This window comes from Micromonospora sp. IBHARD003, assembly GCF_056106285.1.
Genome location: NZ_JBWBBX010000001.1, coordinates 5,012,862 through 5,036,584, shown reverse-complemented (window position 1 = coordinate 5,036,584; position 23,723 = coordinate 5,012,862). Strand labels below are relative to the sequence as shown.

Below are 23,723 nucleotides of genomic sequence, written 5' to 3'. Positions count from 1 at the left end.
CCTCGCCCCGGGGTGCCTGCCGTTGCTCGGGAAGGGGGGACTCGGAGGGGTCGTGTGCAGAGACACTAAAGCGTGATTTGTGTCGCGCAACGGCAGCGGTGCCCTCTTGGTCCGGGTGGGCGCGACGTAAATCATGCCGTCGTCGCATACGAGCCCCGCAGAGGCCCCCAACGGCACCGCATCGTCTCCGGGCACGCCCCGCACCCTGAAGCCCGTCCGGCGTTTGAGGACGGACACACCGGCTGCCGCCGCGGCACTGGGCACGCCCGACCACCCAAGCCCGTCCGGCGTTTGAGGACGGACACCCCGGGCGCCAACCCGGAAAGCGGCAACCACCCGGAACCGCCCAGCGCAGCGTCACCGCGGCACGGCCCGACTACCCCTCCGCGATCACCACCGCCGACGCCACCCCCGCGTCATGGCTCAGCGAGACGTGCCACGACCGCACCCCCCGCGCCGCCGCCGCCTCCGCCACCGTTCCGGTGACCCGCAGCCTCGGCTGGCCGGACTCCTCGACGTACACCTCGCAGTCCGTCCACAGCAGCCCCGCCGGCGCGCCGAGCGCCTTCGCGACGGCCTCCTTCGCGGCGAAGCGCACCGCGAGGGAGGCCGTTCCGCGCCGCTCGCCGCTGGGCAGGAGCAGCTCGCTGTCGAGGAAGAGCCGGTCCGCGAGCGCCGGTGTGCGCTGGAGCGCCTCGCCGAAGCGGTCGATCTCGGCGACGTCGATCCCCACCCCGATGATCATTCGACGGTGACCGACTTCGCCAGATTGCGCGGCTGGTCCACCTCGTTGCCCCGGGCCGTCGCCAGCTCGCAGGCGAACACCTGCAGCGGAACCGTCGCCACCAGCGGCTGCAGCAGGGCGGGCGTCGCGGGGATGCGGATCAGATGGTCCGCGTACGGCACCACCGCCTCGTCCCCCTCCTCCGCGATCACGATCGTGCGCGCACCGCGTGCCCGGATCTCCTGGATGTTCGACACGATCTTGTCGTGGAGTACGGAGCGGCTGCGCGCCGACGGCACCACGACGACGACCGGGAGGTCCTGTTCGATGAGGGCGATCGGGCCGTGCTTGAGCTCGCCGGCGGCGAAGCCCTCGGCGTGCATGTAGGCCAGTTCCTTGAGTTTGAGCGCGCCTTCCAGGGCGACCGGGTAGCCCACGTGCCGGCCGAGGAACAGCACCGTGTTCTTGTCGGCGAGCGAGCGGGCCAGCTCACGGACCGGCTCCATGGTCTCCAGGACCTGTTCCACCTCGCGGGCGATCTCCGAGAGATCGCGGATGACGGCCCGGATCTCGTCGCCCCACTTGGTGCCCCGCACCTGTCCGAGGTACAGCGCCACCAGGTAGCAGGCGACCAGCTGCGTCAGGAACGCCTTGGTCGAGGCGACGGCCACTTCGGGGCCCGCGTGGGTGTACAGCACCGCATCCGATTCGCGCGGAATCGTCGACCCGTTGGTGTTGCAGATGGCCAGCACCTTCGCGCCCTGCTCGCGTGCGTGCCGGAGGGCCATCAGGGTGTCCATTGTCTCGCCCGACTGCGAGATCGCGATCACGAGCGTGCGGTGGTCCAGGATCGGGTCCCGGTAGCGGAACTCGCTCGCCAGCTCCACCTCGCACGGGATGCGCGTCCAGTGCTCGATCGCGTACTTGGCGATGAGCCCGGCGTGGAACGCCGTACCGCACGCCACGATCACGACCTTGTGGGCCTCCCTGAGCACCGACGCGGGGATCCGCACCTCGTCGAGGGTCAGCGACCCGCCCGCGTCGATCCGTCCCAGAAGGGTGTCGGCGACGGCCTTCGGCTGCTCGGCGATCTCCTTGAGCATGAAGTAGTCGTAGCCGCCCTTCTCGGCGGCGGAGGCGTCCCAGTCCACGTGGTACGATCGCACATCGGCGGGCGAGCCCTCGAAGTCGGTCACCGTGACGCTGTCCCGGCGCAGTTCGACGACCTGGTCCTGGCCCAGCTCGATCGCCGAGCGGGTGTGCGCGATGAACGCGGCCACGTCGGACGCCAGAAACGCCTCGCCGTCACCGACGCCCACCACCAGCGGCGAGTTGCGGCGGGCGCCGACCACCACGTCCGGGTCGTCCGCGTGCACGGCGACGAGCGTGAACGCGCCCTCGAGCTGCTTGCACACCAGCCGCATCGCCTCGGCCAGCTCACCGCACGACGAGAACTCCTCGGCGAGCAGATGGGCGACGACCTCGGTGTCGGTCTCGGAGGCCAGGTCGTGTCCGCGGTCGGCGAGCTCGGCCCGCAGCGCCGCGAAGTTCTCGATGATGCCGTTGTGGACGACGGCGACCCGGCCCGCGTTGTCGATGTGCGGGTGGGCGTTGGCGTCCGTCGGGCCGCCGTGAGTGGCCCACCGGGTGTGGCCGATACCCGTCGACCCGGTCGGCAGTGGCCGGTCGGTGAGCTCCTTCTCCAGGTTGACCAGCTTCCCGGCCTTCTTGGCCGCGGCCAGTCCGCCGTCGGAGAGTACGGCGACACCCGCCGAGTCATAGCCCCGGTACTCCAGCCGCTTGAGGCCGGCGATGACGACATCGAGCGCGGACTGCGCTCCCACGTAACCCACGATTCCGCACATGGCCGCAGCCTACGATGTACCGCACGGAGGAGCCCGTACCCCGGTACCGGGGCCGGCGCACACACCCGGGGCGTGAGCGACGCCACGCCGCGCTCGGGCGCCGCTGCACCGACAATGAGCATGTGATCACTTCGCCGCCACGAAGCCGCAGGCCCGACCGGGCCGAGTCGTCCCCCTACGTCGACCTCACGCGGAACGAATGGAGCGCCCTGCGCGACAGAACGCCGCTGCCCCTGACCGCGGCCGAGGTCGAGCAACTGCGCGGGCTCGGCGACGTCATCGACCTGGACGAGGTCAGGGACATCTATCTGCCGCTGTCCCGGCTGCTCAACCTGTACGTGGGCGCCACGGCCAACCTCCGCGGGGCGCTCAACACCTTCCTCGGTGAGGCGGGCAACGGTCACGGCACCCAGCGCGGCACACCGTTCGTCATAGGCGTGGCGGGCTCCGTCGCCGTCGGCAAGTCCACGGCCGCCCGCCTGCTGCAGGCGCTGCTCGCCCGCTGGCCGGAGCACCCGCGGGTGGAGCTGGTCACCACCGACGGCTTCCTCTACCCGATGAAGGAACTCCAGGACCGCGGGCTGACGTCCCGCAAGGGGTTCCCCGAGTCTTACGACCGGCGGGCCCTGACCCGTTTCGTCGCCGACATCAAGGCCGGCAAGGACGAGGTCACCGCCCCCGTCTACTCGCATCTGATCTACGACATCGTGCCGGGCGAGGTCCTCACCGTGCGCCGCCCCGACATCCTGATCGTCGAGGGCCTCAACGTCCTCCAGCCGGCCCTGCCCGGCAAGGACGGCCGCACCCGGGTGGGACTCGCCGACTACTTCGACTTCTCGGTGTACGTGGACGCCCGCCCCGAGGACATCGAGCGCTGGTACCTCAACCGCTTCCGCAAGCTGCGCGAAACCGCCTTCCAGGACCCGTCCTCGTACTTCCGGAAGTACACCCAGGTCTCCGAGGAGGAGGCGCTGGACTACGCCCGCACCATGTGGCGCACGATCAACGGGGTGAACCTGCTGGAGAACGTGGCGCCCACCCGGGGGCGTGCCACGCTCGTCGTGCGCAAGGGCCCGGACCACAAGGTCCAGCGCCTGTCCCTGCGCAAACTCTGAGGAGCCACCGCCGTGCTGCATCTGCGCATGATCGTCCCGCCCGGGCGAACCGACGACGTCGTCCGCACCGTGGAGAAGACGGTCGGCGCGACCCATCTCGCCGTGATCCCGGGCGCGGCACGCAACCCGTCGGGCGATCTGGTGCTGTGCGACGTGGCACGGGAGGCGGGCGACGCCCTGATCGGGCGGCTCCGGGAACTCGGTCTGGACCGGGATGGGTCGATCTCCGTCGAGAGCGTCGATCTGTCGCTGTCCAAGCGTGCCGACAAGGCCGAGCAGGAGGCCCCGGGCGAAGGGGCCGACGCGGTGCTGTGGGAGCAGTTGACCGACGCCACCCACGAGGAGTCGACGCTCACCGTCACGTACCTGGCGTTCCTGACGCTGGCCACGATGATCGCCGCATGCGGTGTGGTACTCGACAACGCGATCCTGATCGTGGGCGCGATGGCCGTCGGTCCCGAGTTCGGCCCGCTGGCGGGTCTGAGCACGGCGATGGTGCAGCGGCTGCCGAAGCTTGCCTGGCGCTCTCTGCTGGCACTGATCGCGGGCTTCGCGGTGGCGATGCTGGTCACGGTCGCCTTCAGCTACTTCATGACCGGTGTCGGGCTCTTCGACAGCTCGATGCTGAAGGCTGAGCGGCCGAACACGGCCTTCATCTACCATCCCGACGCGTTCTCGTTCGTGGTCGCCGTTCTCGCCGGGGTGGCCGGCACGCTCTCGCTGACCTCGGCGAAGTCGGGGGCTCTGGTGGGTGTGGCGATCTCGGTGACCACGGTCCCGGCCGCGGCCAACGCCGCGGTGGCGTTCAGTTACAGCGAATACCGCCAGGCCTGGGGCTCCAGCGAGCAGCTGCTGCTGAACCTGCTCGGGATCATCCTGGCCGGGACGCTCACACTGCTGACGCAGAAATGGCTCTGGGGCATCCAGCAGCGGCGCATGGTGCGGAAGTCGGCCCACTGAGGTGTGAGCACGCCGGGTGTCAGCACACCGGTGGCCGGGTCAGCGCACCGAGAGCGTCTCCCCCAGCCAGTCGAAGACGACCTCGCAGTGCGTCTGCGGGGCCATCGGCGAACAGTGCAGCTGGGCGCCTTCGGCCGCGGTGAGCTTCACATAGTCCTTGGGGGCCGTGAGCTTGTCGTACATCTCGCGCGGCTGCCCGGGGTAGAACTGCTCGGCGTCGTAGTCCAGGACCAGGGTGGGCGTCTTGATGCGGTCCACGACGTCCGTGATCGTCATCGCCTTGACACGGGTGGCCGGCGTGTAGAAGTCGGTGAACATCTTGCCCTGACGGGCGTCCAGCATCGCCTGGACGGAGAAGGGTTCGAAGCGCTTCTTCAGCACGGCGGCAGCGTCCGGGGGCAGTTCGGGGACGACCTCCTTGTTCCAGATGTCGTTGGTCTCCTGCTTGCTCGGCTGGAGGATCTCGCGGACCTGTGGGGGAAAGCCCAGCCAGGGCGCGAGACAGCCGGGCATGGCCACCAGTGCGGCGATCCTCTGCTCGAAGGCCGCGGCTCTGGGCGCGAGGTCTCCGCCCATGCTCAGCCCGGTCAGGGCGATCTTGTCGGCATCCACGTCCGAGCGGGCGACCAGCCAGTCGACGAGCGGCGTGACGACCTTCTCCCAAGTCGGGCTGAAGACCACCTGGTCCACGAACAGCAGCTGGCCCTGGCCGGGGCCGTCGTACACCAGGGCGTTCCAGCCGCGGTCCAGGGCCGCCGAGACGCCGTACGTCCACATGTCGACGTTCTGCCCGTCGCTGCCGTTGGTGAGGATCACGGTCGGGCGCCGCTCGCCGGTCGTGTCCGGCCGGAAGAACCACACCGGCAGCGGTGTGTTCCCGTACGGGACGTTCGTCATGACCGGGGGTGGTTGGCACGCCTTGCAGAACGCGTCCCAGGCGCCCCGGCCCGCCTTGTAGAGCTGTTCCTCGCTGCCGGGGTCGTCCGAACCGAGGACGAAGAAGAGGGCCTGGCCGTAGTACTGGGCGGCCCGCAGCGACCGGAAGCGGGTGGTCTGGGCGTCGGGCTTGCTGCCCCGGGGCGCTTCCACCAGCTCGTCGCCGAGCTTCTTGAAGGTCTCGACATACGTCTGCGAGGAGAGGCCGGCCTTGTTGATCGCGTTCACGGCGGTGAGCACCTCGCCCACCTCGGCGGCGCCGAATCCGGCTCCGCCGAGCGCCAGCAGCCCGTTGAAGTTGTAGGCCGGGTCCTTGAAGAGCGTCATCGCGCCCGGCGTGGGTCCCCCCGCCGGCGCGGATGCCGACGCCGAGCGGCTGGGAGTGGGCGCCGGCGCGGGCGAGGCGCCCGACGAGGTGCAGCCGGAGGCCATCAGGGCTCCCGCCCCGGCCGCGAGTCCGGCGAGGGCCGTGCGACGGGTGGGGCCGGATGCGCGGTCGGGGGATACGTACGTCATACCGGCCGAACGTACGACTCACGCGGCCGCGCCCCGCTACGCGACACCCGCCGTTCGCCCGAACGGCGGGTGTCTGCCGCCGCGGCTCAGCCCAGCGCGGACTTCACCGCGTCGGCGAGCCGCCCCGCGACCGAGCGGGCCTGCTCGATGTCGGCGGCCTCGACCATCACCCGCACGAGCGGCTCGGTGCCGGACGGGCGCAGCAGCACCCGGCCGGTGGAGCCGAGCTCACGCTCGGCGTGGGCCACCGCGGCCGCCAGCTCGGCGGAGGAGGACACACGCGACTTGTCCACGTCCGGGACGTTGATCAGAACCTGCGGAAGACGGTCCATCACCGCGGCCAGCTCGGCCAGCGAACGCCCGGTCGCGACGACCCGCGCCGCCAGCATCAGACCGGTCAGGGTGCCGTCGCCCGTCGTGGCGTGGTCGAGGACGATGACATGGCCGGACTGCTCGCCGCCGAGCGCGTAGCCGTGCTCCTTCATCGACTCCAGGACGTAGCGGTCGCCGACGGCGGTCTGCACCAGCTGGAGGCCCTCGCCCTCCATGGCGAGCTTGAAGCCCAGGTTCGACATCACGGTCGCCACCACGGTGTTCCCGCGCAGGGTGCCGGCCTCGCGCATGGCGAGGGCGAGGACGGCCAGGATCTGGTCGCCGTCGATCTCGTTGCCCTCGGCGTCCACGGCGAGGCAGCGGTCGGCGTCGCCGTCGTGCGCGATGCCGAAGTCGGCCCGGTGCTCGACGACAGCGGCCTTGAGCAGTCCGAGATGGGTGGAGCCGCAGTTGTCGTTGATGTTGAGGCCGTCAGGCTCGGCGCCGATCGTCACGACCTCGGCGCCCGCCCGGGCGAACGCCTCGGGCGACACCCGGGCCGCCGCGCCGTGCGCCTCGTCGAGGACGACCTTCAGCCCGTCGAGCCGGTTCGGCAGGACCGCGATGAGGTGGGCGACGTACTTGTCGAAGCCCTCGTCGTAGTCGCGCACCCGGCCCACGCCCGCGCCCGTCGGCCGGTCCCAGGGGGCACCGGTGCGGTGCTCCTCGTAGACGCCCTCGATGCGGTCCTCCAGGTCGTCGGCCAGCTTGTGGCCGCCGCGCGCGAAGAACTTGATGCCGTTGTCGGGCATGGCGTTGTGGCTCGCGGAGAGCATCACACCGAGGTCGGCGCCCAGCGCACCGGTGAGGTACGCCACCGCCGGGGTGGGCAGCACACCGACCCGCAGGACGTCCACGCCCGCGCTCGCGAGACCCGCCACGACGGCGGCCTCCAGGAACTCCCCGGACGCACGGGGGTCACGTCCGACCACCGCCGTCGGCCGATGGCCTTCGAACGAACCCGCCTCGGCGAGAACGTGCGCCGCCGCGACCGAGAGACCGAGCGCGAGCTCCGCCGTCAGATCCGCGTTGGCGACACCGCGCACACCGTCCGTGCCGAAGAGTCGTCCCACTGGTTTCCTCCGAAATTGCTCCGAAAAATGCAAGCCGCTTGGAGCCTCCGAGCGCTTCTTGCCGTTTATACGCCCGAGGCTCCGGGCTGTGTCCCCCCGGGGCGGCCGAAAAGGCCCTGATCCGATGTGGCCCTGATACAGAACGCCCCGGCGGCACCGAGTGCCGCCGGGGCGAACATATGCCGTACGAGCAGCTGATTAGCGCTTGCTGTACTGCGGGGCCTTGCGGGCCTTCTTCAGACCGGCCTTCTTGCGCTCGACCGCGCGGTCGTCGCGGCTGAGGAAGCCGGCCTTCTTCAGGGCGCCGCGGTTGTTCTCCACGTCCGCCTCGTTCAGCGCGCGGGCCACGCCGAGGCGCAGGGCGCCGGCCTGGCCGGAGACGCCGCCACCCGCGATACGGGCGATGACGTCGTAGCGGTTGTCGAGCTCGAGCACCTTGAAGGGCTCGTTGACTTCCTGCTGGTGCACCTTGTTGGGGAAGTAGTCCTCAAGGGTGCGACCGTTGATCTTCCACTTGCCGGTGCCCGGGACGATCCGGACGCGGGCGATCGCGTTCTTGCGGCGGCCCAGGCCGGCGGCCGGCTGCGGGTCGCCGAAGCGGGAGGCGAGGGACTCGGAGGTGTACTCGCCCTCCACGGGCGCCTCCGACTCGAAGGTGGTGACCTCGGCGTAGGTCTCTTCGCCCTCGATGGGGGTCTCAGCGGTGGTCTCGGCCACGATGTTCCTCAGATTCTCTTCGTCTTTGGGGGTGGCCGGACTTACTGCGCGACCTGGGTGATCTCGAACGGAACCGGCTGCTGCGCAGCGTGCGGGTGGTTCTCGCCCGAGTAGACCTTCAGCTTCGAGAGCATCTGACGGCCCAGGGAGTTCTTCGGGAGCATGCCCTTGACGGCCTTCTCGACGGCCTTCTCGGGGTTCTTCGCGAGCAGCTCGTCGTAGCGGATGGAGCGCAGACCACCCGGGTAGCCGGAGTGGCGGTACGCCATCTTCTGGGTCCGCTTGTTGCCGGACAGGTGCACCTTGTCGGCGTTGATGATGACGACGAAGTCGCCAGCGTCGACGTGGGGCGCGTAGATCGGCTTGTGCTTGCCCCGCAGGAGGGTGGCAGCAGTAGTGGCCAGACGTCCCAGGACGACGTCCTGAGCGTCGATGACGTGCCACTGGCGCGTCACATCGCCGGGCTTGGGGCTGTACGTACGCACGGTCGTAGCCTTCGCTTCTTCAGTGATGGGGTTCCACCGCCCCGCGAGGGGACGGAGGACAGGGTCCTGACAAGGCCACCCGGACGATCACGACAGCCCTGGCCGCACATCGGGCGACGCAACCCAAGTGCAGACCGCTGGTCATCGGCCCGGTGGACCGGCGTAAGGGCCCCTCACGTGAGATAGAGCAAGCCGATACGCATAACGAACCAGCAGAATACCCATGGTCCCCCGCATGGGTCAAAACGCCCCGGCCCCGGCGCGCGGGGCCCGAGGGGGCGCCAAGGGCCCCTGCCATGCCCCCGCGGCTACCGCACCCGCTCCACCCGCCGCTCGTCCCACACCGGCTCCGCCGTCTCCCGGACCCGGCCGTCGGCGCCGAAGACGAGGAAGCGGTCGAAGGACTTCGCGAACCAGCGGTCGTGGGTGACCGCGAGCACGGTGCCCTCGTACGCCTCGAGCCCCTGCTGCAGCGCTTCGGCCGACTCCAGGTCCAGGTTGTCCGTCGGCTCGTCCAGCAGCAGCGCCGTCGTTCCGCACAGCTCCAGCAGCAGGATCTGGAAGCGCGCCTGCTGCCCGCCCGAGAGCCGGTCGAAGGTCTGGTCTCCCTGACGCTCGAGCTCGTACCGCCGCAGGGCGCTCATCGCCCCGCCGCGATCCTTGGCATGCTCCTTCCAAAGGATGTCGACCAGGGTGCGGCCGAGCAGCTCCGGGTGGGCGTGGGTCTGGGCGAAGTGGCCGGGGACCACCCGGGCCCCCAGCCGCCACCCCCCGGTATGCGCCACCGCCTCCCCCGCGAGCAGGCGCAGGAAGTGGGACTTGCCCGAGCCGTTCGATCCCAGCACCGCGACCCGCTCCCCGTAGAAGACCTCCAGCGAGAAGGGCTTCATCAGTCCGGTGAGCTCGAGGTTCTCGCAGGTGACGGCCCGCACCCCGGTACGGCCGCCGCGCAGCCGCATCCGGATGTCCTGCTCCCGCGGCGGCTCGGGCGGCGGACCGGCCTCTTCGAACTTCCGCAGCCGTGTCTGCATGGCCCGGTAGCGCGAGGCCATGTCGGGGCTGATCGCCGCCTGCTGCCGCAACCTGTGGACCAGCGCCTTCAGCCGGGCGTGCTCCTCGTCCCAGCGGCGCTTCAGCTCCTCGAAGCGGGCGAACCGCTCACGGCGCGCCTCGTGGAAGGTGCCGAAGCCCTCACCGTGCACCCATACGTCACTGCCCGCGGGCCCCGGCTCCACGGCCACGATCCGCTGCGCGGAGCGCGCCAGCAGCTCCCGGTCGTGGGAGACGAACAGGACCGTCTTACGGGTCTCCGCCAGCCGCTCCTCCAGCCACCGCTTGCCGGGCACGTCCAGATAGTTGTCCGGCTCGTCCAGCAGCAGCACCTCGTCGGGGCCGCGCAGCAGCGCCTCGAGCACCAGCCGCTTCTGCTCACCGCCCGACAGCGTCCGCACCAGCCGCCACTGGGCCTGCTCGTACGGGACCCCGAGCGCGGCCGTGGTGCACATGTCCCAGACCGTCTCGGACTCGTACCCCTGCACCTCCGCCCAGTCGCTCAGCGCCTGCGCGTACCGCATCTGCGCGGATTCGTCGTCGACCGTCATCACCAGGTGCTCGGCCTCGTCGACCGCCTGCGCGGCCTCCCTGATCCTCGGCGGGGCCACCGAGACCAGCAGGTCACGGACCGTACGTTCGTCCCGCACCGAACCGACGAACTGCGGCATCACCCCGAGGCCGCCACTGGACGACACGGTGCCGCCGTGCGGCTTCAGCTCACCGGAGAGAAGCCGGAGCAGAGTGGTCTTGCCCGCACCGTTGGCGCCCACGAGCGCGGCGACGACCCCCTCCCCGACCCGGAAGGAGACGTCGGCCAGCAGCGGCCGCCCGTCCGGCAGGTAGTACTCCAGATGCCCGGCCTCGAGATGTCCCATGCCCGGCATTGTCACCACCGGACATGCTCTTGCCCAACAGGTTTAGGATGCCCGGCATGAACTTTGGGGGACCGCAGTGGCCGCAGGAGCCACGCCGGCAGTCCGAATCGTCCGACGCCTTCGAACCGTTCGAGCCGAACCAGCGGCAGGACCGGCAGTCGCAGACGCCGGACTGGGCGGCGCTGGCCGATGCGTCGGCGGCCCGTGCCAGCCGCAGGAAGTGGCTGCTGATCGGCGGCGGTGTGCTCGCGACCGCCGCGGTGGCCACGATCGTGGCGACGGCCGTGGTCTCGGAGGACCAGGGCGGCACCCAGGCCTCGGGCAAGAACGCCAGCGAACTGCCCACCGCCCCCAAGCTGCCGGGCGAAAGCCGGTCGGAGCCGTCGTTCTCGTCGGTCGCGCCGCCGCCTCCGCCGAATCCCAAGGAGTTCATCTCCAGCGAGAAGAAGGACAAGGCTCCGCTCAGCGCCGACACCCTCTTCCCTGGCAACAAGCTGACGATGGGCGACCGGGTCTACACCAAGGGCCCGACCGCGCGCACCACCAACTGCGCCTCGGCCACCGAGGGTTCGCTCGGCGCCGCTCTCACCGCGAACGGCTGCGGCCAGGTGATCCGCGCCACGTACACCAAGGACGGGGTCGCTGTCACGATCGGTGTGGCCGTCTTCCCCACGGAGGCCAAGGCCCAGGCCGCGGTCGGGAAGTCGGCCAGGAACATCGCCCCGCTGGCCGGATCCGGCGTCGCCGGATTCTGCAAGGGCGGTCCGGTCTGCCGTTTCGTGGGCAACTCCTACGGCCGGTACGCGTACTTCACCGCGACCGGCTACCTCAACGGAAAGTCCGTCACCAAGGGCGACACCAAGGCGTTCCAGCCCGGCGACGATCTGGCGGAGTTCACCTTCCGCCAGATCGTGGCACGGGGCGAACGGCAGGCTGCGGCGGCGGCCGCCGCCCAGTAACGCCCGCGCCGCACAGCAACGCCCGGGTCCTTGTGACGGAGCAGTGAAGCTCACGAAGGTGCCCCGATCGATCACGAGCGGCCAGTAGGCGACTCATTCCGACATCACCCCCGGACCCCCCGGAACCTGGCGCCTATCATGTGTAGGCACTGTGAAGAAAGATGGGGGGACCGCGGCCCGCGCCAGCGGCCGCGAACAGCACATGATTTTGCACGAAACCGCCACCGCACCTGTGATCAAGGCGGTCATACCGGCGGCCGGACTCGGCACCCGGTTCCTTCCCGCGACCAAGGCAACGCCGAAGGAAATGCTGCCCGTCGTGGACAAGCCCGCCATTCAGTACGTGGTGGAGGAAGCGGCCGCGGCCGGCCTCACCGACGTACTGATGATCACCGGGCGCAACAAGCGGGCCCTCGAGGACCACTTCGACCGCGCCCATGAACTCGAGGCGCTCCTCGAGACCAAGGGCGACACCGAACGGCTCGACCTGGTCCGCAGGTCCAGCTCGCTCGCCACCGTCCACTACGCGCGCCAGGGCGACCCCAAGGGCCTCGGCCATGCGGTGCTCTGCGCCGAGGCGCATGTGGGCGACAACCCCTTCGCCGTCCTGCTCGGGGACGACCTCATCGACCCCAGGGATCCCCTGCTGACCAGGATGGTGGAGATCCGCCGGCAGTTCGGGGGCAGCGTCGTGGCTCTGATGCCCGTCCCCGAGGACCGGATCCATCTGTACGGTTCGGCGATCGTCCGGCCCTCTGCGGCCGGGGACGAGATACGCGAGCTCACCGGCCTCGTCGAGAAGCCCGCGCCCGGCACCGCACCGAGCAATCTCGCCGTCATCGGCCGCTATGTGCTCGACCCGGAGATCTTCGCGGTCCTGCACGAGACCCCGCCGGGCCGGGGCGGCGAGATCCAGCTGACCGACGCCCTGCACACCCTCGCGTCCGACGACCGCCACGGCCCGGTGCACGGCGTGGTCTTCGAGGGCCGCCGCTACGACACGGGCGACCGCGGCGACTATCTGCGCGCCCAGGTTCAGCTGGCCTGCGAGCACCCGGAGTTGGGACCGTCCTTCACCGACTGGCTACGCAAGTACGCCGCCGGGCTCTGACCTGACGCAGACGCGTACGGAAGTTCCTCGGGTACGGGTGCGGCCCCTCCCCCGCGATGGCGGGGGAGGGGCCGCGGTACGTGCGCGCAGTACGCGCGCCGCGATGGCGGTCCGCCGCCGGCCACAGCACTAGGGGGCTTCTGACGGATCTCCGCGGCGTCGCGACGCCCGGCACGCACTCCCGCCGCACCGGCCGAAAGCCCAAGTACATCCAGTACGAGGGCTTCCAACCGGCACTCCGAGAGCACGCACCGGACGCCGCTCCTTCCTCCACGGAGATCCATCAGAAACCCCCTAGCAGCAGCCGCCCGCCGCCGTGGGCCCCGCCAGCGGCAACGTCCTCCTATTACGAGCCTCGCGGTTCCTCGCAGCCAGCAACTCGTCCGCGGGGTAGCCGACTTCCTCCAGGGTCAGGCCGTGCGGACGCACCACGTGGACGGCCGAGTCGCGTACGCGCGCCGCCAGGACCTTGCCGGGCCAGTCAGCCGGGCGGTGGCCGTCGCCGACGAACAGCATCGCGCCGACCAGCGAGCGGACCATGTTGTGGCAGAAGGCGTCGGCCTTCACGGTCGCGGTGAGGATCCCGTCCGCCCCCCGCTCCCAGCGCAGTTCCTGCAACGTCCTGATGGTCGTGGCGCCTTCGCGCTTCTTGCAGTACGCGGCGAAGTCGTGTTCGCCGAGCAGCGACTCCGCCGCGGCGTTCATGGCGTCCACGTCCAACGGCCAGTCGTGCCACAGCACATGGCCGCGCAGCAGCGGGTCCACGCCGCCGGGGTGGTCGGTCACGCGGTAGGCGTAGCGGCGCCAGATCGCGGAGAAGCGTGCGTTGAAGCCCGACGGGGCCTCCTCGGCCTTCCAGACCCGTACGTCGTGGGACAGCCGGCCCGCGAGTCGCCGCAGCAGTTTGTCGCGGTGCTCCTGCCAGAGCTCCTCGGGGAGGTCGACATGGGCGACCTGGCCCCTGGCGTGCACTCCGGCGTCGGTGCGCCCGGCGACCGTGAGTTCGTATGTCCGCGACGAGCGGGTCACCGTACGGATCGCGTCCTCGATCTCGCCCTGTACGGTCCGCTGCCCGCGGGTCTGCCGGGCCCAGCCCGAGAAGTCCTTGCCGTCGTAGGACAGGTCGAGGCGCACCCGTACGAACCCGGACTGCACGTCATCGCTCACGTACGTCTCACTCCCTCGTTCACAGGAACGGGCCCGTCCCCACGCGGGGAACGGGCCCGTCCATCAGCCGTTGAGCTCAGGAAGCTCAGGCGTCCTCGGCCTTGGTCTCCTCGACCTTGGCCTCCTCGGCCTCCTTGACCGCACGCTTGGTGGCGGCCTCGGCCTCGGCGACGGTCGCCTTCTTCGCGATCTCGCCCTCGACGAGCTCGATCACGGCCATCGGAGCGTTGTCACCACGACGGTTGCCGATCTTGGTGATCCGGGTGTAGCCACCCGGACGCTCGGCGTAGCGCGGAGCGATCTCGGTGAAGAGCGTGTGGACGATCCCCTTGTCGGTGATCGTCTGCAGCACCAGGCGACGGTTGTGGATGTCGCCCTTCTTCGCCTTGGTGATCAGGCGCTCGGCGACCGGACGCAGGCGGCGGGCCTTCGCCTCGGTCGTGGTGATGCGGCCGTGCTCGAACAGCGCCTTCGCGAGGTTCGCGAGGAGGAGCTTCTCGTGCGCGGCGCTGCCGCCCAGACGGGCACCCTTGGCGGGCTTCGGCATCGTGTTTCTCCTTGTGATCTGCACCGGCCGTATCAGGTACCGGTGTCAGGACCCCGCAGGCGGACGCCTACGGGCAGCTATCAGTGGTTCAGTACTGCTCGGTCTCGACGAAGCCCGCGTCCGCGTCGTCGTCGGCGCCGAAGGCGTCCGCGGCGGCGGTCGGGTCGAATCCGGGCGGGCTGTCCTTGAGAGCCAGGCCCATACCGGCCAGCTTCGCCTTGACCTCGTCGATCGACTTCGCACCGAAGTTGCGGATGTCGAGCAGGTCGGCCTCGGAGCGGGCGACGAGCTCACCCACGGAGTGGATGCCCTCGCGCTTGAGGCAGTTGTACGAGCGGACCGTGAGCTCCAGCTCCTCGATCGGCAGCGCCAGGTCGGCGGCAAGGGCGGCGTCCGTCGGGGACGGGCCCATGTCGATGCCCTCGGCGTCGATGTTGAGCTCGCGGGCCAGACCGAACAGCTCGACCAGGGTCTTACCGGCCGACGCCATGGCGTCACGCGGACGCATGGCCTGCTTGGTCTCGACGTCGACGATCAGCTTGTCGAAGTCGGTGCGCTGCTCGACACGGGTCGCCTCGACCTTGTAGGTGACCTTGAGCACCGGCGAGTAGATGGAGTCGACCGGGATACGGCCGATCTCCTGGCCCACCTGCTTGTTCTGCACGGCGGAGACATAGCCGCGACCGCGCTCGACGGTGAGCTCCATCTCCAGCTTGCCCTTGCCGTTGAGGGTGGCGAGGACGAGGTCGGGGTTGTGCACCTCGACACCGGCCGGCGGCGCGATGTCGGCGGCGGTGACCAGACCCGGGCCCTGCTTGCGCAGGTACATCACGACCGGCTCGTCGTGCTCCGAGGAGACGACCAGCTGCTTGATGTTCAGGATGAGGTCGGTGACGTCCTCCTTGACGCCCGGCACGGTGGTGAACTCGTGCAGGACACCGTCGATGCGGATGGACGTGACCGCCGCACCCGGGATCGAGGAGAGGAGCGTACGGCGAAGCGAGTTGCCGAGGGTGTAGCCGAAGCCCGGCTCCAGCGGCTCGATGACGAACCGGGAGCGGTACTCGTCGACAACCTCTTCGGTCAGCGAGGGACGCTGAGCGATCAGCATGTCAGTGATCCTTCAGTCGTGGACGCCCGCTATTTGACGCCCGACGGGTCCGCACCGGGCAGGTGCGGTTACTGCAAGGGTACGGGCGGCACGGCCCCGAAAGGCCGTACCGCCCGGACACTCAGGTCAGACGATCGCGCGAGGCGACGTCTGGAAGCGGCGCAGCGTCAGACGCGGCGGCGCTTGGGGGGACGGCAGCCGTTGTGCGGCGTCGGGGTGACGTCCTGGATCGAGCCGACCTCGAGGCCGGTGGCCTGGAGGGAGCGGATCGCGGTCTCACGGCCGGAGCCCGGACCCTTGACGAAGACGTCGACCTTGCGCATGCCGTGCTCCTGCGCGCGGCGGGCGGCCGACTCGGCGGCCATCTGCGCGGCGAACGGGGTGGACTTGCGCGAGCCCTTGAAGCCGACGTGGCCGGCGGAGGCCCAGGAGATCACGTTGCCGGACGGGTCCGTGATCGAGACGATCGTGTTGTTGAACGTGCTCTTGATGTGCGCGTGGCCGTGAGCGACGTTCTTCTTTTCCTTGCGGCGCACCTTCTTGACGGCGCCCTGGCGTCCCTTGGGGGGCATGTATTTCTCCCGTGGAGGTGGTCGGTCCTACAGCGAAGACCGCTGGTAGAGCGTCCCTGCTGAGGACTACTTCTTGCCCGGCTTCTTCTTGCCGGCGATGGCGCGACGCGGGCCCTTGCGGGTGCGGGCGTTCGTGCTGGTGCGCTGGCCGTGGACCGGAAGACCGCGACGGTGGCGCAGACCCTGGTAGCAGCCGATCTCGACCTTGCGGCGGATGTCGGCCTGGATCTCGCGACGGAGGTCACCCTCGGTCTTGAGGTTGGCGTCCACGTACTCGCGGATCTTGACCAGGTCCTCTTCGGCCAGGTCACGAACGCGGGTGTTCGGGTTCACACCGGTCGCGGCGAGGGTCGCCTTCGACTGGGTGCGGCCGATACCGAAGACGTAGGTGAGTGCGACCTCCACACGCTTGTCGCGCGGGATGTCAACACCGGAAACGCGTGCCATTCAATGGCTCCTGTGGTGTTCGGGGGTCTTCCGCAGAACCACTCCCGGCCGCCGATCCCCTCCTGTTGAGGAGTGGTACGTCCGGGTCCCCGGCCCCCGCCGGAGGTGCCGCCGGCCCTGAATGGGCTGGGCGGATTCTGCGTATCTATCTGTGCTGCTCGCGTCGCGCGAAGTAACTGCGAAGTGCAGGAGGTCGTGCGTCAGCCCTGGCGCTGCTTGTGGCGCAGGTTGTCGCAGATGACCATGATCCGGCCGTGACGGCGGATCACCTTGCACTTGTCGCAGATCTTCTTGACGCTCGGCTTGACCTTCATGGGATGTGAGGTTCTCCGGGTCAGTGCCAGCACCCCACGGGAGGGGTGAGGGCAAGATCTACTTGTAGCGGTAGACGATCCGGCCACGCGTCAGGTCGTACGGGGACAGCTCCACGACGACCCGGTCGTCCGGAAGGATACGGATGTAGTGCATCCGCATCTTGCCGGAGATGTGCGCGAGGACCTTGTGACCGTTCTGGAGCTCCACCTTGAACATGGCGTTCGGCAGGGACTCGATCACGGTGCCCTCGATTTCGATGGCACCTTGCTTCTTGGCCACGCTTCGCCCTTCGAATCGGCTACCTTGATCGACTCTCGCCCGCCGCGTGACATCGTTTGAACGCAAACGGACACACGGGTACACGAGAGCCGACGCATCAGTCTACGCCAGGCCCCTGGAAAAGACGAATCCAGGGAGTTTGCCCCACGTAGGAGATCGTTAAGCAGCGGTTGTAAGACCTGCTTTCCGGGGCTCGGCCCGAGCGGTCCCCCGGGCTCGGTCCGAAGGGCCCGGTGATTCGGCCGAAGGCCGGGGCGACTCAGCCGAGGGGGTCCGGCGCCGCCGTGATCCCCAGCTCCGCGAGCTTGGCCTTCCCGCCGTCCACGGCGGTCAGCACCAGCGGGCCGTCCTCGGTCAGCGCCACCGAGTGCTCCCAGTGCGAGGACCAGGTGCCGTCCGTGGTGATGACGGTCCAGTCGTCGGAGAGGACCTCGGTGTGCGGGGTGCCGAGCGAGACCATCGGCTCGATGGCCAGGCAGAAGCCGGGCACCAGCTTGGGACCCTTGCCCCGCTTACGCGAGACGTAGTTCAGCAGGTGCGGGTCCATGTGCATCTCGGTGCCGATGCCATGGCCGCCGTACTCCTCGATGATCCCGTACTTGCCGCCCCCCGGCTTCGGCTGGCGCCGGATGAAGGTCTCGATGGCACGGGAGATGTCCACGAGCCGGTTGCCGTTCTTCATCGCGGCGATACCGGCCCACATGGACTCCTCGGTCACCCGGGAGAGCTCGATGAGCTCCGGAGCGTGGCCGCTGCCCACGAACACGGTGTACGCGGCGTCGCCGTGCCAGCCGTCGACGATCGCGCCGGCGTCGATCGAGATGATGTCGCCGTCCTTGAGGACGGTCTTCTCGTCCGGGATGCCATGGACCACGACCTCGTTCACCGAGGTGCAGATCGTGGCCGGGAAGCCGCCGTAACCGAGGAAGTTCGACTTGGCGCCGTGGTCGGAGATCACCTTGCGCGCGACCTCGTCCAGATCCCTCGTGGTCGCGCCGGGAACGGCGGCCTCACGGGTTGCCGCGTGGACGGCGGCGACGACCAGTCCCGCCTCGCGCATCTTCGCGATCTGCTCGGGGGTCTTGATCTGCACCATGGGGGACGGCGCCTTTCCGGGTCGGGAGGGTCATCGTGGGTAATCAACGATACGGCCGCGGCGTCCCTGGGACACCGCGGCCGTATCGGCTGCAGCTGGGTGAATCGAGGCTCAGGCCTGCGCGGCCCGGTCGCCCCGGAGGGCCTCCATCGCCCGCTCGGTCACATCGGCGACCTTGCCGAGCGCGGAGATCGTGACCACCAGGCCCTGGGCCTTGTAGTAGTCGATGATCGGCTCGGTCTGCGTGTGGTAGACCTCGAGCCGCTTGCGCACGGTCTCCTCGGAGTCGTCGTCGCGCTGGTACAGCTCGCCGCCGCAGACGTCGCAGACGCCGTCCTGCTGCGCCGGGCTGTAGGTCACGTGGAAGACGTGCGCACTGTCGTTGCGGCAGATGCGGCGGCCCGCGATCCGCTTCACGACCTCGTCCTCGGGGACCTCGAGGTCCAGCACCGCGTCGAGCTTCATGCCCTCGGTCGTGAGCATCTCGTCAAGGGCCTCGGCCTGGGAGACGTTGCGCGGGAAGCCGTCCAGCAGGAAGCCGTTCGCCGCGTCCGCGTGGGCCATGCGGTCCTTCGCCATGCCGATGGTGACCTCGTCGGGCACGAGGTTGCCGGCGTCCATGTACGCCTTGGCCTGCTTGCCCAGCTCCGTACCCTGGCTGATGTTGGCCCGGAAGAGGTCGCCCGTGGAGATGTGCGGGATCGACAGGTTCTTGGCGAGGAACGCGGCCTGCGTTCCCTTACCCGCACCGGGCGGCCCGACGAGGACGATTCGCATCAGCGGAGGAACCCTTCGTAGTTGCGCTGCTGGAGCTGGCTCTCGATCTGCTTCACGGTCTCCAGACCGACACCCACGATGATCAGGATGCTGGTGCCACCGAACGGGAAGTTCTGGTTCGCGCCACCGAAGCCCGCCAACGCCATCGTCGGCACAAGAGCGATCAGACCCAGATACAGCGAGCCCGGCCAGGTGATCCGGTTGAGCACGTAGCTCAGATACTCAGCAGTAGGTCGACCAGCCCGGATACCCGGGATGAAGCCACCATACTTCTTCATGTTGTCCGCGACTTCCTCGGGGTTGAACGAGATGGCCACGTAGAAGAAGGCGAAGAAGACGATCAGAAGGAAGTAGGCGGTGATGTAGTACGGGTGGTCACCCTTGACGAAGTGCGTCTCGATCCAGGTCTTCCAGCCCGCGTTCGAGTTGGAGAACTGCGCGATCAGCGCCGGGATGTAGAGCAGCGACGACGCGAAGATGACGGGAATCACACCCGCCTGGTTCACCTTCAGCGGGATGTACGTGGACGTACCGCCGTACGACCTGCGGCCGATCATGCGCTTCGCGTACTGCACCGGGATGCGGCGCTGGGCCTGCTCGACGAAGACCACGAGGGCCACCATCACGAAGCCGATGATGATGACGGTGCCGAACTCGATCCAGCCCTTCGCGAGCTTGCCGCTCTCCTTGATCGCCCACAGCGCGCCGGGGAAGCCGGCGGCGATCGAGATGAACATCAGGATCGACATGCCGTTGCCGATGCCGCGGTCCGTGATCAGCTCACCGAGCCACATGACGACGGCCGTACCGGCGGTCATGGTGACCACCATCGTGGCGGTCGTGAAGATCGACTGGTCCGGGACGATCTCGCTGCCGACGGCGCAGCCCTGGAACAGGGCACCGCTGCGTGCGGCGGCCACGATGCCGGTCCCCTGCAGCACGGCGAGAGCCATGGTCAGGTAGCGCGTGTACTGGGTGATCTTGGCGGTGCCCGCCTGGCCCTCCTTCTTGAGGGCTTCCAGACGCGGGATCACCACCGTCAGCAGCTGAAGGATGATGCTCGCCGTGATGTACGGCATGATGCCGAGCGCGAAGATCGTGATCTGCAGCAGCGCACCACCGCTGAACATGTTGACGAGGCCGAACAGGCTTCCCTGGTTCTTCGACGCCTGGTCCACACAGATCTGGACGTTCTCGTAGCTGACGCCGGGTACCGGGATGTGCGCCCCGACTCGGAAGAGCACGATGATGCCGAGCGTGAAGAGCAGCTTCTTGCGCAGGTCGGGCGTCTTGAACGCCCGGGCGAACGCGGTGAGCACGGTGCCTCCTGCGACCCCCGCGCAAAGCGTCAGAGGTGACGGTCTTGAGGTTCGACGAATACGTATGGGTCAAGCAACAAGTCAAGAGCCGCTCGGTTTGCCCGCGAGGGCGGCCCTTGCGGCCCTGGGTCCTCCCGCCTGAGCGGAAGGGGCGGTGCGGGAGTCACACTCCCGGCGATTACAGCAACACCGCACGCCACCTTACCTGCGAGTGTGCCCACCTTGGAACGACCAACCGGGGATGCCCCATTTGAGAGGCATCCCCGGAAGGTGTTCAGGCCATCGGCTCGTCTCAGACGAGCTCGGTGACGGTGCCGCCGGCAGCGGCGATCTTCTCCTTGGCGGAGCCGGAGACGGCGTCGACCGTCACCTGCAGCGCCACGGAGATCTCGCCCTGGCCCAGGACCTTGACGAGCTGGTTCTTACGCACCGCGCCCTTGGCGACCAGGTCGGCCACCGTGACCTCGCCACCCTGCGGGTAGAGCGCGGCCAGCTTGTCCAGGTTCACGACCTGGAACTCGGTGCGGAACGGGTTCTTGAAGCCCTTCAGCTTCGGGAGGCGCATGTGGAGGGGCATCTGCCCACCCTCGAAGCGCTCCGGAACCTGGTAGCGGGCCTTCGTGCCCTTGGTACCACGACCGGCCGTCTTACCCTTCGACGCCTCACCACGACCGACACGGGTCTTGGCGGTCTTGGCGCCCGGGGCGGGACGGAGGTTGTGGATCTTGAGCGGGTTGTTCTCCGCCATGATCAGTCGACCTCCTCGACCGTCACGAGGTGGCGGACGGTGTGCACCATTCCGCGGAACTCGGGGCGGTCCTCCTTGACGACCACGTCGTTGACCCTCTTCAGGCCAAGCGAGCGCAGCGTGTCACGGTGGTTCTGCTTGCTGCCGATGTACGACTTCTTCTGCGTGATCTTGAGGCGGGCCATTACGCACCCGCTCCCGCACCGGCACGCGCACGCAGCAGAGCCGCGGGGGCGACGTCCTCGAGCGGCAGACCGCGGCGGGCCGCGATCTCCTCGGGACGCTGCAGACCCTTCAGGGCCGCCACGGTCGCGTGGACGATGTTGATCGCGTTGGACGAGCCGAGCGACTTCGACAGGATGTCGTGAACACCGGCGCACTCGAGCACGGCACGCACCGGGCCACCGGCGATAACACCGGTACCGGGGGAAGCCGGCTTGAGCAGGACGACGCCCGCAGCCTTCTCACCCGTGATCGGGTGCGGGATGGTGCCCTGGATACGGGGGACCTTGAAGAAGTGCTTCTTGGCCTCCTCAACACCCTTGGCGATGGCGGCCGGCACCTCCTTGGCCTTGCCGTAACCGACACCCACGGTGCCGTCACCGTCGCCCACCACGACCAGCGCGGTGAAGCTGAAGCGACGACCACCCTTCACAACCTTGGCGACACGGTTGATCGCGACAACGCGCTCAACGTAAGCGGTCTTCTCGGCGGCAGCTGCGCCGCCGTCACGGCCCTTCCGGTCCCGCCGCTCGCCGCCACCGGCACCGCTTCCGCGGCGCTGGGGTCCAGCCATTGGAATTACCTCTCTTCGTTTTCCGCTGAGCTACGGAACCGGCTCAGAACTTCAGACCGGCTTCGCGGGCGGCGTCCGCCAGGGCGGCGATGCGCCCCGCGTACTGGTTGCCGCCACGGTCGAACACGACAGCCTCGACGCCGGCGGCCTTGGCACGCTCGGCCACGAGCTGGCCGACCTGCTTCGCCTTCGCCGACTTGTCGCCTTCGCCGCCGCGGATGGACGAGTCCAGGGTGGACGCCGACGCGAGGGTGTGCCCCGCGAGGTCGTCGATGACCTGAGCCGTGATGCCGCGGTTGGACCGGGTGACGACCAGACGCGGACGCGCCGGGGTACCCGAGATCTTCTTGCGGATGCGGATGTGGCGACGCTTCAGGGAAGCGCCCTTGTAGGCCTTGCCCTTGGCAATCTTCACGCCGTATGCCATGGCTTACTTACCAGCCTTTCCGACCTTGCGGCGGATGACCTCGCCCGCGTACTTCACGCCCTTGGCCTTGTACGGGTCGGGCTTGCGCAGCTTGCGGATGTTCGCGGCGACCTCGCCGACCTTCTGCTTGTCGATGCCCTCGACCGAGAACTTGGTCGGCGACTCGACCTTGAAGGAGATGCCCTCGGGGGCCTCCACCAGGATCGGGTGGCTGTAGCCGAGCTGGAACTCCAGGTTGGAGCCCTTCGCGGCAACGCGGTAACCGACACCGCTGATCTCGAGCGCCTTCGTGTACCCCGCGGTCACACCGGTGATCATGTTGGCCACCAGCGTGCGGGACAGGCCGTGCAGGGCCTTGTTCTGACGCTCGTCGTTGGGGCGGGTGACGTTGATGACGCCGTCCTCACCCTTCGCGATCTCGATCGGCGCGGCAACGGTGTGGGTCAGGGATCCCTTGGGACCCTTCACCTGGACCGTACGGCCATCGATGGTGACATCCACGCCGGCGGGAACCGAGATGGGGAGCTTGCCGATACGCGACATTGTTCTTCTCCTCCGTTCCCGACTACCAGACGTAGGCGAGGACTTCCCCGCCCACACCCTTCTTGCTGGCCTGCTTGTCGGTGAGGAGCCCGTGCGACGTGGAGATGATCGCCACGCCCAGGCCGCCGAGCACCTTCGGCAGGTTGGTGGACTTCGCGTACACCCGGAGACCGGGCTTGGAGATCCGCTTGATGCCCGCGATGGAGCGCTCACGGTTCGGGCCGAACTTCAGCTCGAGGACGAGGTTCTTGCCGACCTCGGCGTCCTCGACCTTCCAGCCCGTAATGAAGCCCTCCTGCTGGAGGATCTCCGCGATGTGAGACTTGATCTTGCTGTGCGGCATCGTCACGGAGTCGTGGTACGCCGAGTTCGCGTTACGCAGACGGGTCAGCATGTCCGCGATCGGATCAGTCATGGTCATGAATTGGCCTTCGGCCTCTCTCGCCGGGGTTTCCTGTATGCGCCATCCCTCTCCCCACACTGGGGTGGGACGGGTGCGGCGCGGGGACCTACGGCGTAGTAAGTCGTACGGGCGACGGGCGCCCAACCCCACAAGCCTACGGCATGTGAGGGAGGGCCCCGTCGACCAGTTGCTTACCGAGAGCTTCCGGTGATCCCGAAGTGGGGGATTACCAGGAGCTCTTGGTCACGCCCGGCAGCTCGCCACGGTGAGCCATCTCACGAAGGCACACACGGCACAGGCCGAACTTGCGGTACACGGAGTGCGGACGGCCGCAGCGCTGGCAGCGGGTGTACGCACGCACACCGAACTTGGGCTTACGAGCAGCCTTGGCAATCAGAGCCTTCTTCGCCATCTC

General features: G+C 68.7%; 27 protein-coding genes and 1 pseudogene. 4 read left to right on the top strand and 24 right to left on the bottom strand.

From position 1 onward, the window contains the following. Positions 1-376 precede the first annotated feature (376 nt). A complete protein-coding gene (locus tag ACTWOL_RS22480; RefSeq protein WP_474298536.1) occupies positions 377-745 on the bottom strand; it encodes a holo-ACP synthase in 369 nt (122 codons plus the stop codon). Continuing rightward, positions 742-2,589 carry a glutamine--fructose-6-phosphate transaminase (isomerizing) gene (glmS, locus tag ACTWOL_RS22475; RefSeq protein ID WP_474298535.1) on the bottom strand — a complete coding sequence of 616 codons (1,848 nt, stop codon included), beginning with the start codon at positions 2,587-2,589 and terminating at the stop codon, positions 742-744. Before glmS ends, ACTWOL_RS22480 begins: the two co-directional genes overlap by 4 nt. A gap of 122 nt (positions 2,590-2,711) precedes the next feature. Between glmS and coaA the strand changes: the two genes are divergently transcribed. Together coaA and ACTWOL_RS22465 are read left to right on the top strand one after the other, a co-directional pair. Beyond that, positions 2,712-3,704 (top strand): type I pantothenate kinase, encoded by a 993-nt coding sequence (gene coaA, locus ACTWOL_RS22470; RefSeq protein WP_474298534.1) that lies wholly within the window; start codon positions 2,712-2,714, stop codon positions 3,702-3,704. A 12-nt stretch (positions 3,705-3,716) separates the two neighbouring features. Continuing rightward, on the top strand, positions 3,717-4,664 hold the full coding sequence (locus ACTWOL_RS22465; RefSeq protein WP_474298533.1) for a DUF389 domain-containing protein: 948 nt from the start codon (positions 3,717-3,719) through the stop codon (positions 4,662-4,664). 39 nt (positions 4,665-4,703) lie between these two features. Here ACTWOL_RS22465 and ACTWOL_RS22460 read toward each other — a convergent pair whose 3' ends face one another. From ACTWOL_RS22460 to ACTWOL_RS22440, 5 genes are all read right to left on the bottom strand, one after another. Continuing rightward, a complete protein-coding gene (locus tag ACTWOL_RS22460) occupies positions 4,704-6,116 on the bottom strand; it encodes an alpha/beta hydrolase family protein (protein ID WP_474298532.1) in 1,413 nt (470 codons plus the stop codon). A gap of 86 nt (positions 6,117-6,202) precedes the next feature. Continuing rightward, positions 6,203-7,561 (bottom strand): phosphoglucosamine mutase, encoded by a 1,359-nt coding sequence (gene glmM / locus ACTWOL_RS22455; protein WP_474298531.1) that lies wholly within the window; start codon positions 7,559-7,561, stop codon positions 6,203-6,205. A gap of 198 nt (positions 7,562-7,759) precedes the next feature. Then, the gene (gene rpsI / locus ACTWOL_RS22450) at positions 7,760-8,197 is read right to left on the bottom strand and encodes a 30S ribosomal protein S9 (RefSeq protein ID WP_474301234.1); all 438 of its coding nucleotides are present in this window, start codon (positions 8,195-8,197) and stop codon (positions 7,760-7,762) included. A 122-nt stretch (positions 8,198-8,319) separates the two neighbouring features. Beyond that, a complete protein-coding gene (gene rplM / locus ACTWOL_RS22445) occupies positions 8,320-8,763 on the bottom strand; it encodes a 50S ribosomal protein L13 (RefSeq protein WP_474298530.1) in 444 nt (147 codons plus the stop codon). 308 nt (positions 8,764-9,071) lie between these two features. Further along, the gene (locus tag ACTWOL_RS22440) at positions 9,072-10,691 is read right to left on the bottom strand and encodes an ABC-F family ATP-binding cassette domain-containing protein (RefSeq protein WP_474298528.1); all 1,620 of its coding nucleotides are present in this window, start codon (positions 10,689-10,691) and stop codon (positions 9,072-9,074) included. Positions 10,692-10,747: 56 nt separating this feature from the next. Between ACTWOL_RS22440 and ACTWOL_RS22435 the strand changes: the two genes are divergently transcribed. Together ACTWOL_RS22435 and galU are read left to right on the top strand one after the other, a co-directional pair. After that, positions 10,748-11,650: a hypothetical protein gene (locus tag ACTWOL_RS22435; RefSeq protein ID WP_474298527.1), complete on the top strand. Its 903-nt coding sequence runs from the start codon at positions 10,748-10,750 to the stop codon at positions 11,648-11,650. Positions 11,651-11,852: 202 nt separating this feature from the next. Then, positions 11,853-12,761: a UTP--glucose-1-phosphate uridylyltransferase GalU gene (gene galU / locus ACTWOL_RS22430; protein ID WP_474298526.1), complete on the top strand. Its 909-nt coding sequence runs from the start codon at positions 11,853-11,855 to the stop codon at positions 12,759-12,761. A 294-nt stretch (positions 12,762-13,055) separates the two neighbouring features. Here the strand turns inward: galU and truA are convergent, their stop codons facing one another. The 17 genes and pseudogenes from truA to ACTWOL_RS22345 all read right to left on the bottom strand — a co-directional run bounded on the left by truA (position 13,056) and on the right by ACTWOL_RS22345 (position 23,720). Further along, positions 13,056-13,928: a tRNA pseudouridine(38-40) synthase TruA gene (truA, locus tag ACTWOL_RS22425; protein ID WP_474298525.1), complete on the bottom strand. Its 873-nt coding sequence runs from the start codon at positions 13,926-13,928 to the stop codon at positions 13,056-13,058. Between the two features lie 183 nt (positions 13,929-14,111). Beyond that, positions 14,112-14,475, bottom strand: a pseudogene (gene rplQ / locus ACTWOL_RS22420) (50S ribosomal protein L17); the annotation flags it as partial. Positions 14,476-14,563: 88 nt separating this feature from the next. Beyond that, positions 14,564-15,586: a DNA-directed RNA polymerase subunit alpha gene (locus ACTWOL_RS22415; RefSeq protein WP_003956430.1), complete on the bottom strand. Its 1,023-nt coding sequence runs from the start codon at positions 15,584-15,586 to the stop codon at positions 14,564-14,566. A gap of 167 nt (positions 15,587-15,753) precedes the next feature. Next, positions 15,754-16,158, bottom strand: coding sequence for a 30S ribosomal protein S11 (gene rpsK / locus ACTWOL_RS22410; RefSeq protein ID WP_017949643.1), 405 nt, complete (start codon positions 16,156-16,158; stop codon positions 15,754-15,756). Between the two features lie 66 nt (positions 16,159-16,224). Further along, complete coding sequence (gene rpsM / locus ACTWOL_RS22405) at positions 16,225-16,605, bottom strand: 30S ribosomal protein S13 (RefSeq protein WP_004946638.1); 381 nt, start codon at positions 16,603-16,605, stop codon at positions 16,225-16,227. A 200-nt stretch (positions 16,606-16,805) separates the two neighbouring features. After that, entirely contained in the window at positions 16,806-16,919 is a 114-nt protein-coding gene (rpmJ, locus tag ACTWOL_RS22400; protein WP_352240240.1) for a 50S ribosomal protein L36, read from the bottom strand. Positions 16,920-16,977: 58 nt separating this feature from the next. Next, positions 16,978-17,199 carry a translation initiation factor IF-1 gene (gene infA, locus ACTWOL_RS22395; RefSeq protein ID WP_003956442.1) on the bottom strand — a complete coding sequence of 74 codons (222 nt, stop codon included), beginning with the start codon at positions 17,197-17,199 and terminating at the stop codon, positions 16,978-16,980. 259 nt (positions 17,200-17,458) lie between these two features. Next, positions 17,459-18,295, bottom strand: coding sequence for a type I methionyl aminopeptidase (map, locus tag ACTWOL_RS22390; RefSeq protein WP_474298524.1), 837 nt, complete (start codon positions 18,293-18,295; stop codon positions 17,459-17,461). Positions 18,296-18,406: 111 nt separating this feature from the next. Beyond that, entirely contained in the window at positions 18,407-19,072 is a 666-nt protein-coding gene (locus ACTWOL_RS22385; protein WP_474298523.1) for an adenylate kinase, read from the bottom strand. After that, positions 19,072-20,391 (bottom strand): preprotein translocase subunit SecY, encoded by a 1,320-nt coding sequence (gene secY, locus ACTWOL_RS22380; protein ID WP_474298522.1) that lies wholly within the window; start codon positions 20,389-20,391, stop codon positions 19,072-19,074. The genes ACTWOL_RS22385 and secY overlap by 1 nt, the downstream gene beginning before the upstream one ends. 292 nt (positions 20,392-20,683) lie before the next feature. Continuing rightward, entirely contained in the window at positions 20,684-21,139 is a 456-nt protein-coding gene (rplO, locus tag ACTWOL_RS22375; RefSeq protein WP_474298521.1) for a 50S ribosomal protein L15, read from the bottom strand. A gap of 2 nt (positions 21,140-21,141) precedes the next feature. Beyond that, positions 21,142-21,324, bottom strand: coding sequence for a 50S ribosomal protein L30 (gene rpmD / locus ACTWOL_RS22370; RefSeq protein ID WP_215183645.1), 183 nt, complete (start codon positions 21,322-21,324; stop codon positions 21,142-21,144). Then, positions 21,324-21,935, bottom strand: a complete 612-nt coding sequence (rpsE, locus tag ACTWOL_RS22365) for a 30S ribosomal protein S5 (RefSeq protein ID WP_242329302.1) — start codon at positions 21,933-21,935, stop codon at positions 21,324-21,326. Before rpsE ends, rpmD begins: the two co-directional genes overlap by 1 nt. Positions 21,936-21,978: 43 nt before the next feature. Continuing rightward, positions 21,979-22,350 (bottom strand): 50S ribosomal protein L18, encoded by a 372-nt coding sequence (rplR, locus tag ACTWOL_RS22360; protein WP_474298520.1) that lies wholly within the window; start codon positions 22,348-22,350, stop codon positions 21,979-21,981. Between the two features lie 15 nt (positions 22,351-22,365). Then, on the bottom strand, positions 22,366-22,905 hold the full coding sequence (gene rplF, locus ACTWOL_RS22355) for a 50S ribosomal protein L6 (protein WP_474298519.1): 540 nt from the start codon (positions 22,903-22,905) through the stop codon (positions 22,366-22,368). 22 nt (positions 22,906-22,927) lie between these two features. Continuing rightward, positions 22,928-23,326, bottom strand: coding sequence for a 30S ribosomal protein S8 (rpsH, locus tag ACTWOL_RS22350; protein ID WP_017949652.1), 399 nt, complete (start codon positions 23,324-23,326; stop codon positions 22,928-22,930). 208 nt (positions 23,327-23,534) lie between these two features. Next, entirely contained in the window at positions 23,535-23,720 is a 186-nt protein-coding gene (locus tag ACTWOL_RS22345) for a type Z 30S ribosomal protein S14 (protein WP_003956452.1), read from the bottom strand. Positions 23,721-23,723 lie beyond the last annotated feature (3 nt).

Excerpts from the sequence above, each read along its gene's own strand:
- ACTWOL_RS22435 (WP_474298527.1), top strand. The coding sequence starts at position 10,748 with ATGAACTTTGGGGGACCGCAGTGGCCGCAGGAGCCACGCCGGCAGTCC.
- rpmD (WP_215183645.1), bottom strand. The coding sequence starts at position 21,324 with ATGGCCCGCCTCAAGATCACGCAGAAGAAGTCGTACATCGGCAGCAAG.
- glmS (WP_474298535.1), bottom strand. The coding sequence starts at position 2,589 with ATGTGCGGAATCGTGGGTTACGTGGGAGCGCAGTCCGCGCTCGATGTC.
- rplF (WP_474298519.1), bottom strand. The coding sequence starts at position 22,905 with ATGTCGCGTATCGGCAAGCTCCCCATCTCGGTTCCCGCCGGCGTGGAT.
- ACTWOL_RS22345 (WP_003956452.1), bottom strand. The coding sequence starts at position 23,720 with ATGGCGAAGAAGGCTCTGATTGCCAAGGCTGCTCGTAAGCCCAAGTTC.
- rpsH (WP_017949652.1), bottom strand. The coding sequence starts at position 23,326 with ATGACCATGACTGATCCGATCGCGGACATGCTGACCCGTCTGCGTAAC.
- ACTWOL_RS22385 (WP_474298523.1), bottom strand. The coding sequence starts at position 19,072 with ATGCGAATCGTCCTCGTCGGGCCGCCCGGTGCGGGTAAGGGAACGCAG.
- ACTWOL_RS22415 (WP_003956430.1), bottom strand. The coding sequence starts at position 15,586 with ATGCTGATCGCTCAGCGTCCCTCGCTGACCGAAGAGGTTGTCGACGAG.
- map (WP_474298524.1), bottom strand. The coding sequence starts at position 18,295 with ATGGTGCAGATCAAGACCCCCGAGCAGATCGCGAAGATGCGCGAGGCG.
- ACTWOL_RS22460 (WP_474298532.1), bottom strand. The coding sequence starts at position 6,116 with ATGACGTACGTATCCCCCGACCGCGCATCCGGCCCCACCCGTCGCACG.
- galU (WP_474298526.1), top strand. The coding sequence starts at position 11,853 with ATGATTTTGCACGAAACCGCCACCGCACCTGTGATCAAGGCGGTCATA.
- ACTWOL_RS22440 (WP_474298528.1), bottom strand. The coding sequence starts at position 10,691 with ATGGGACATCTCGAGGCCGGGCATCTGGAGTACTACCTGCCGGACGGG.
- rpsM (WP_004946638.1), bottom strand. The coding sequence starts at position 16,605 with ATGGCACGCGTTTCCGGTGTTGACATCCCGCGCGACAAGCGTGTGGAG.
- ACTWOL_RS22480 (WP_474298536.1), bottom strand. The coding sequence starts at position 745 with ATGATCATCGGGGTGGGGATCGACGTCGCCGAGATCGACCGCTTCGGC.
- rplO (WP_474298521.1), bottom strand. The coding sequence starts at position 21,139 with ATGGCGGAGAACAACCCGCTCAAGATCCACAACCTCCGTCCCGCCCCG.
- rpsE (WP_242329302.1), bottom strand. The coding sequence starts at position 21,935 with ATGGCTGGACCCCAGCGCCGCGGAAGCGGTGCCGGTGGCGGCGAGCGG.
- rpsK (WP_017949643.1), bottom strand. The coding sequence starts at position 16,158 with ATGCCCCCCAAGGGACGCCAGGGCGCCGTCAAGAAGGTGCGCCGCAAG.
- rpmJ (WP_352240240.1), bottom strand. The coding sequence starts at position 16,919 with ATGAAGGTCAAGCCGAGCGTCAAGAAGATCTGCGACAAGTGCAAGGTG.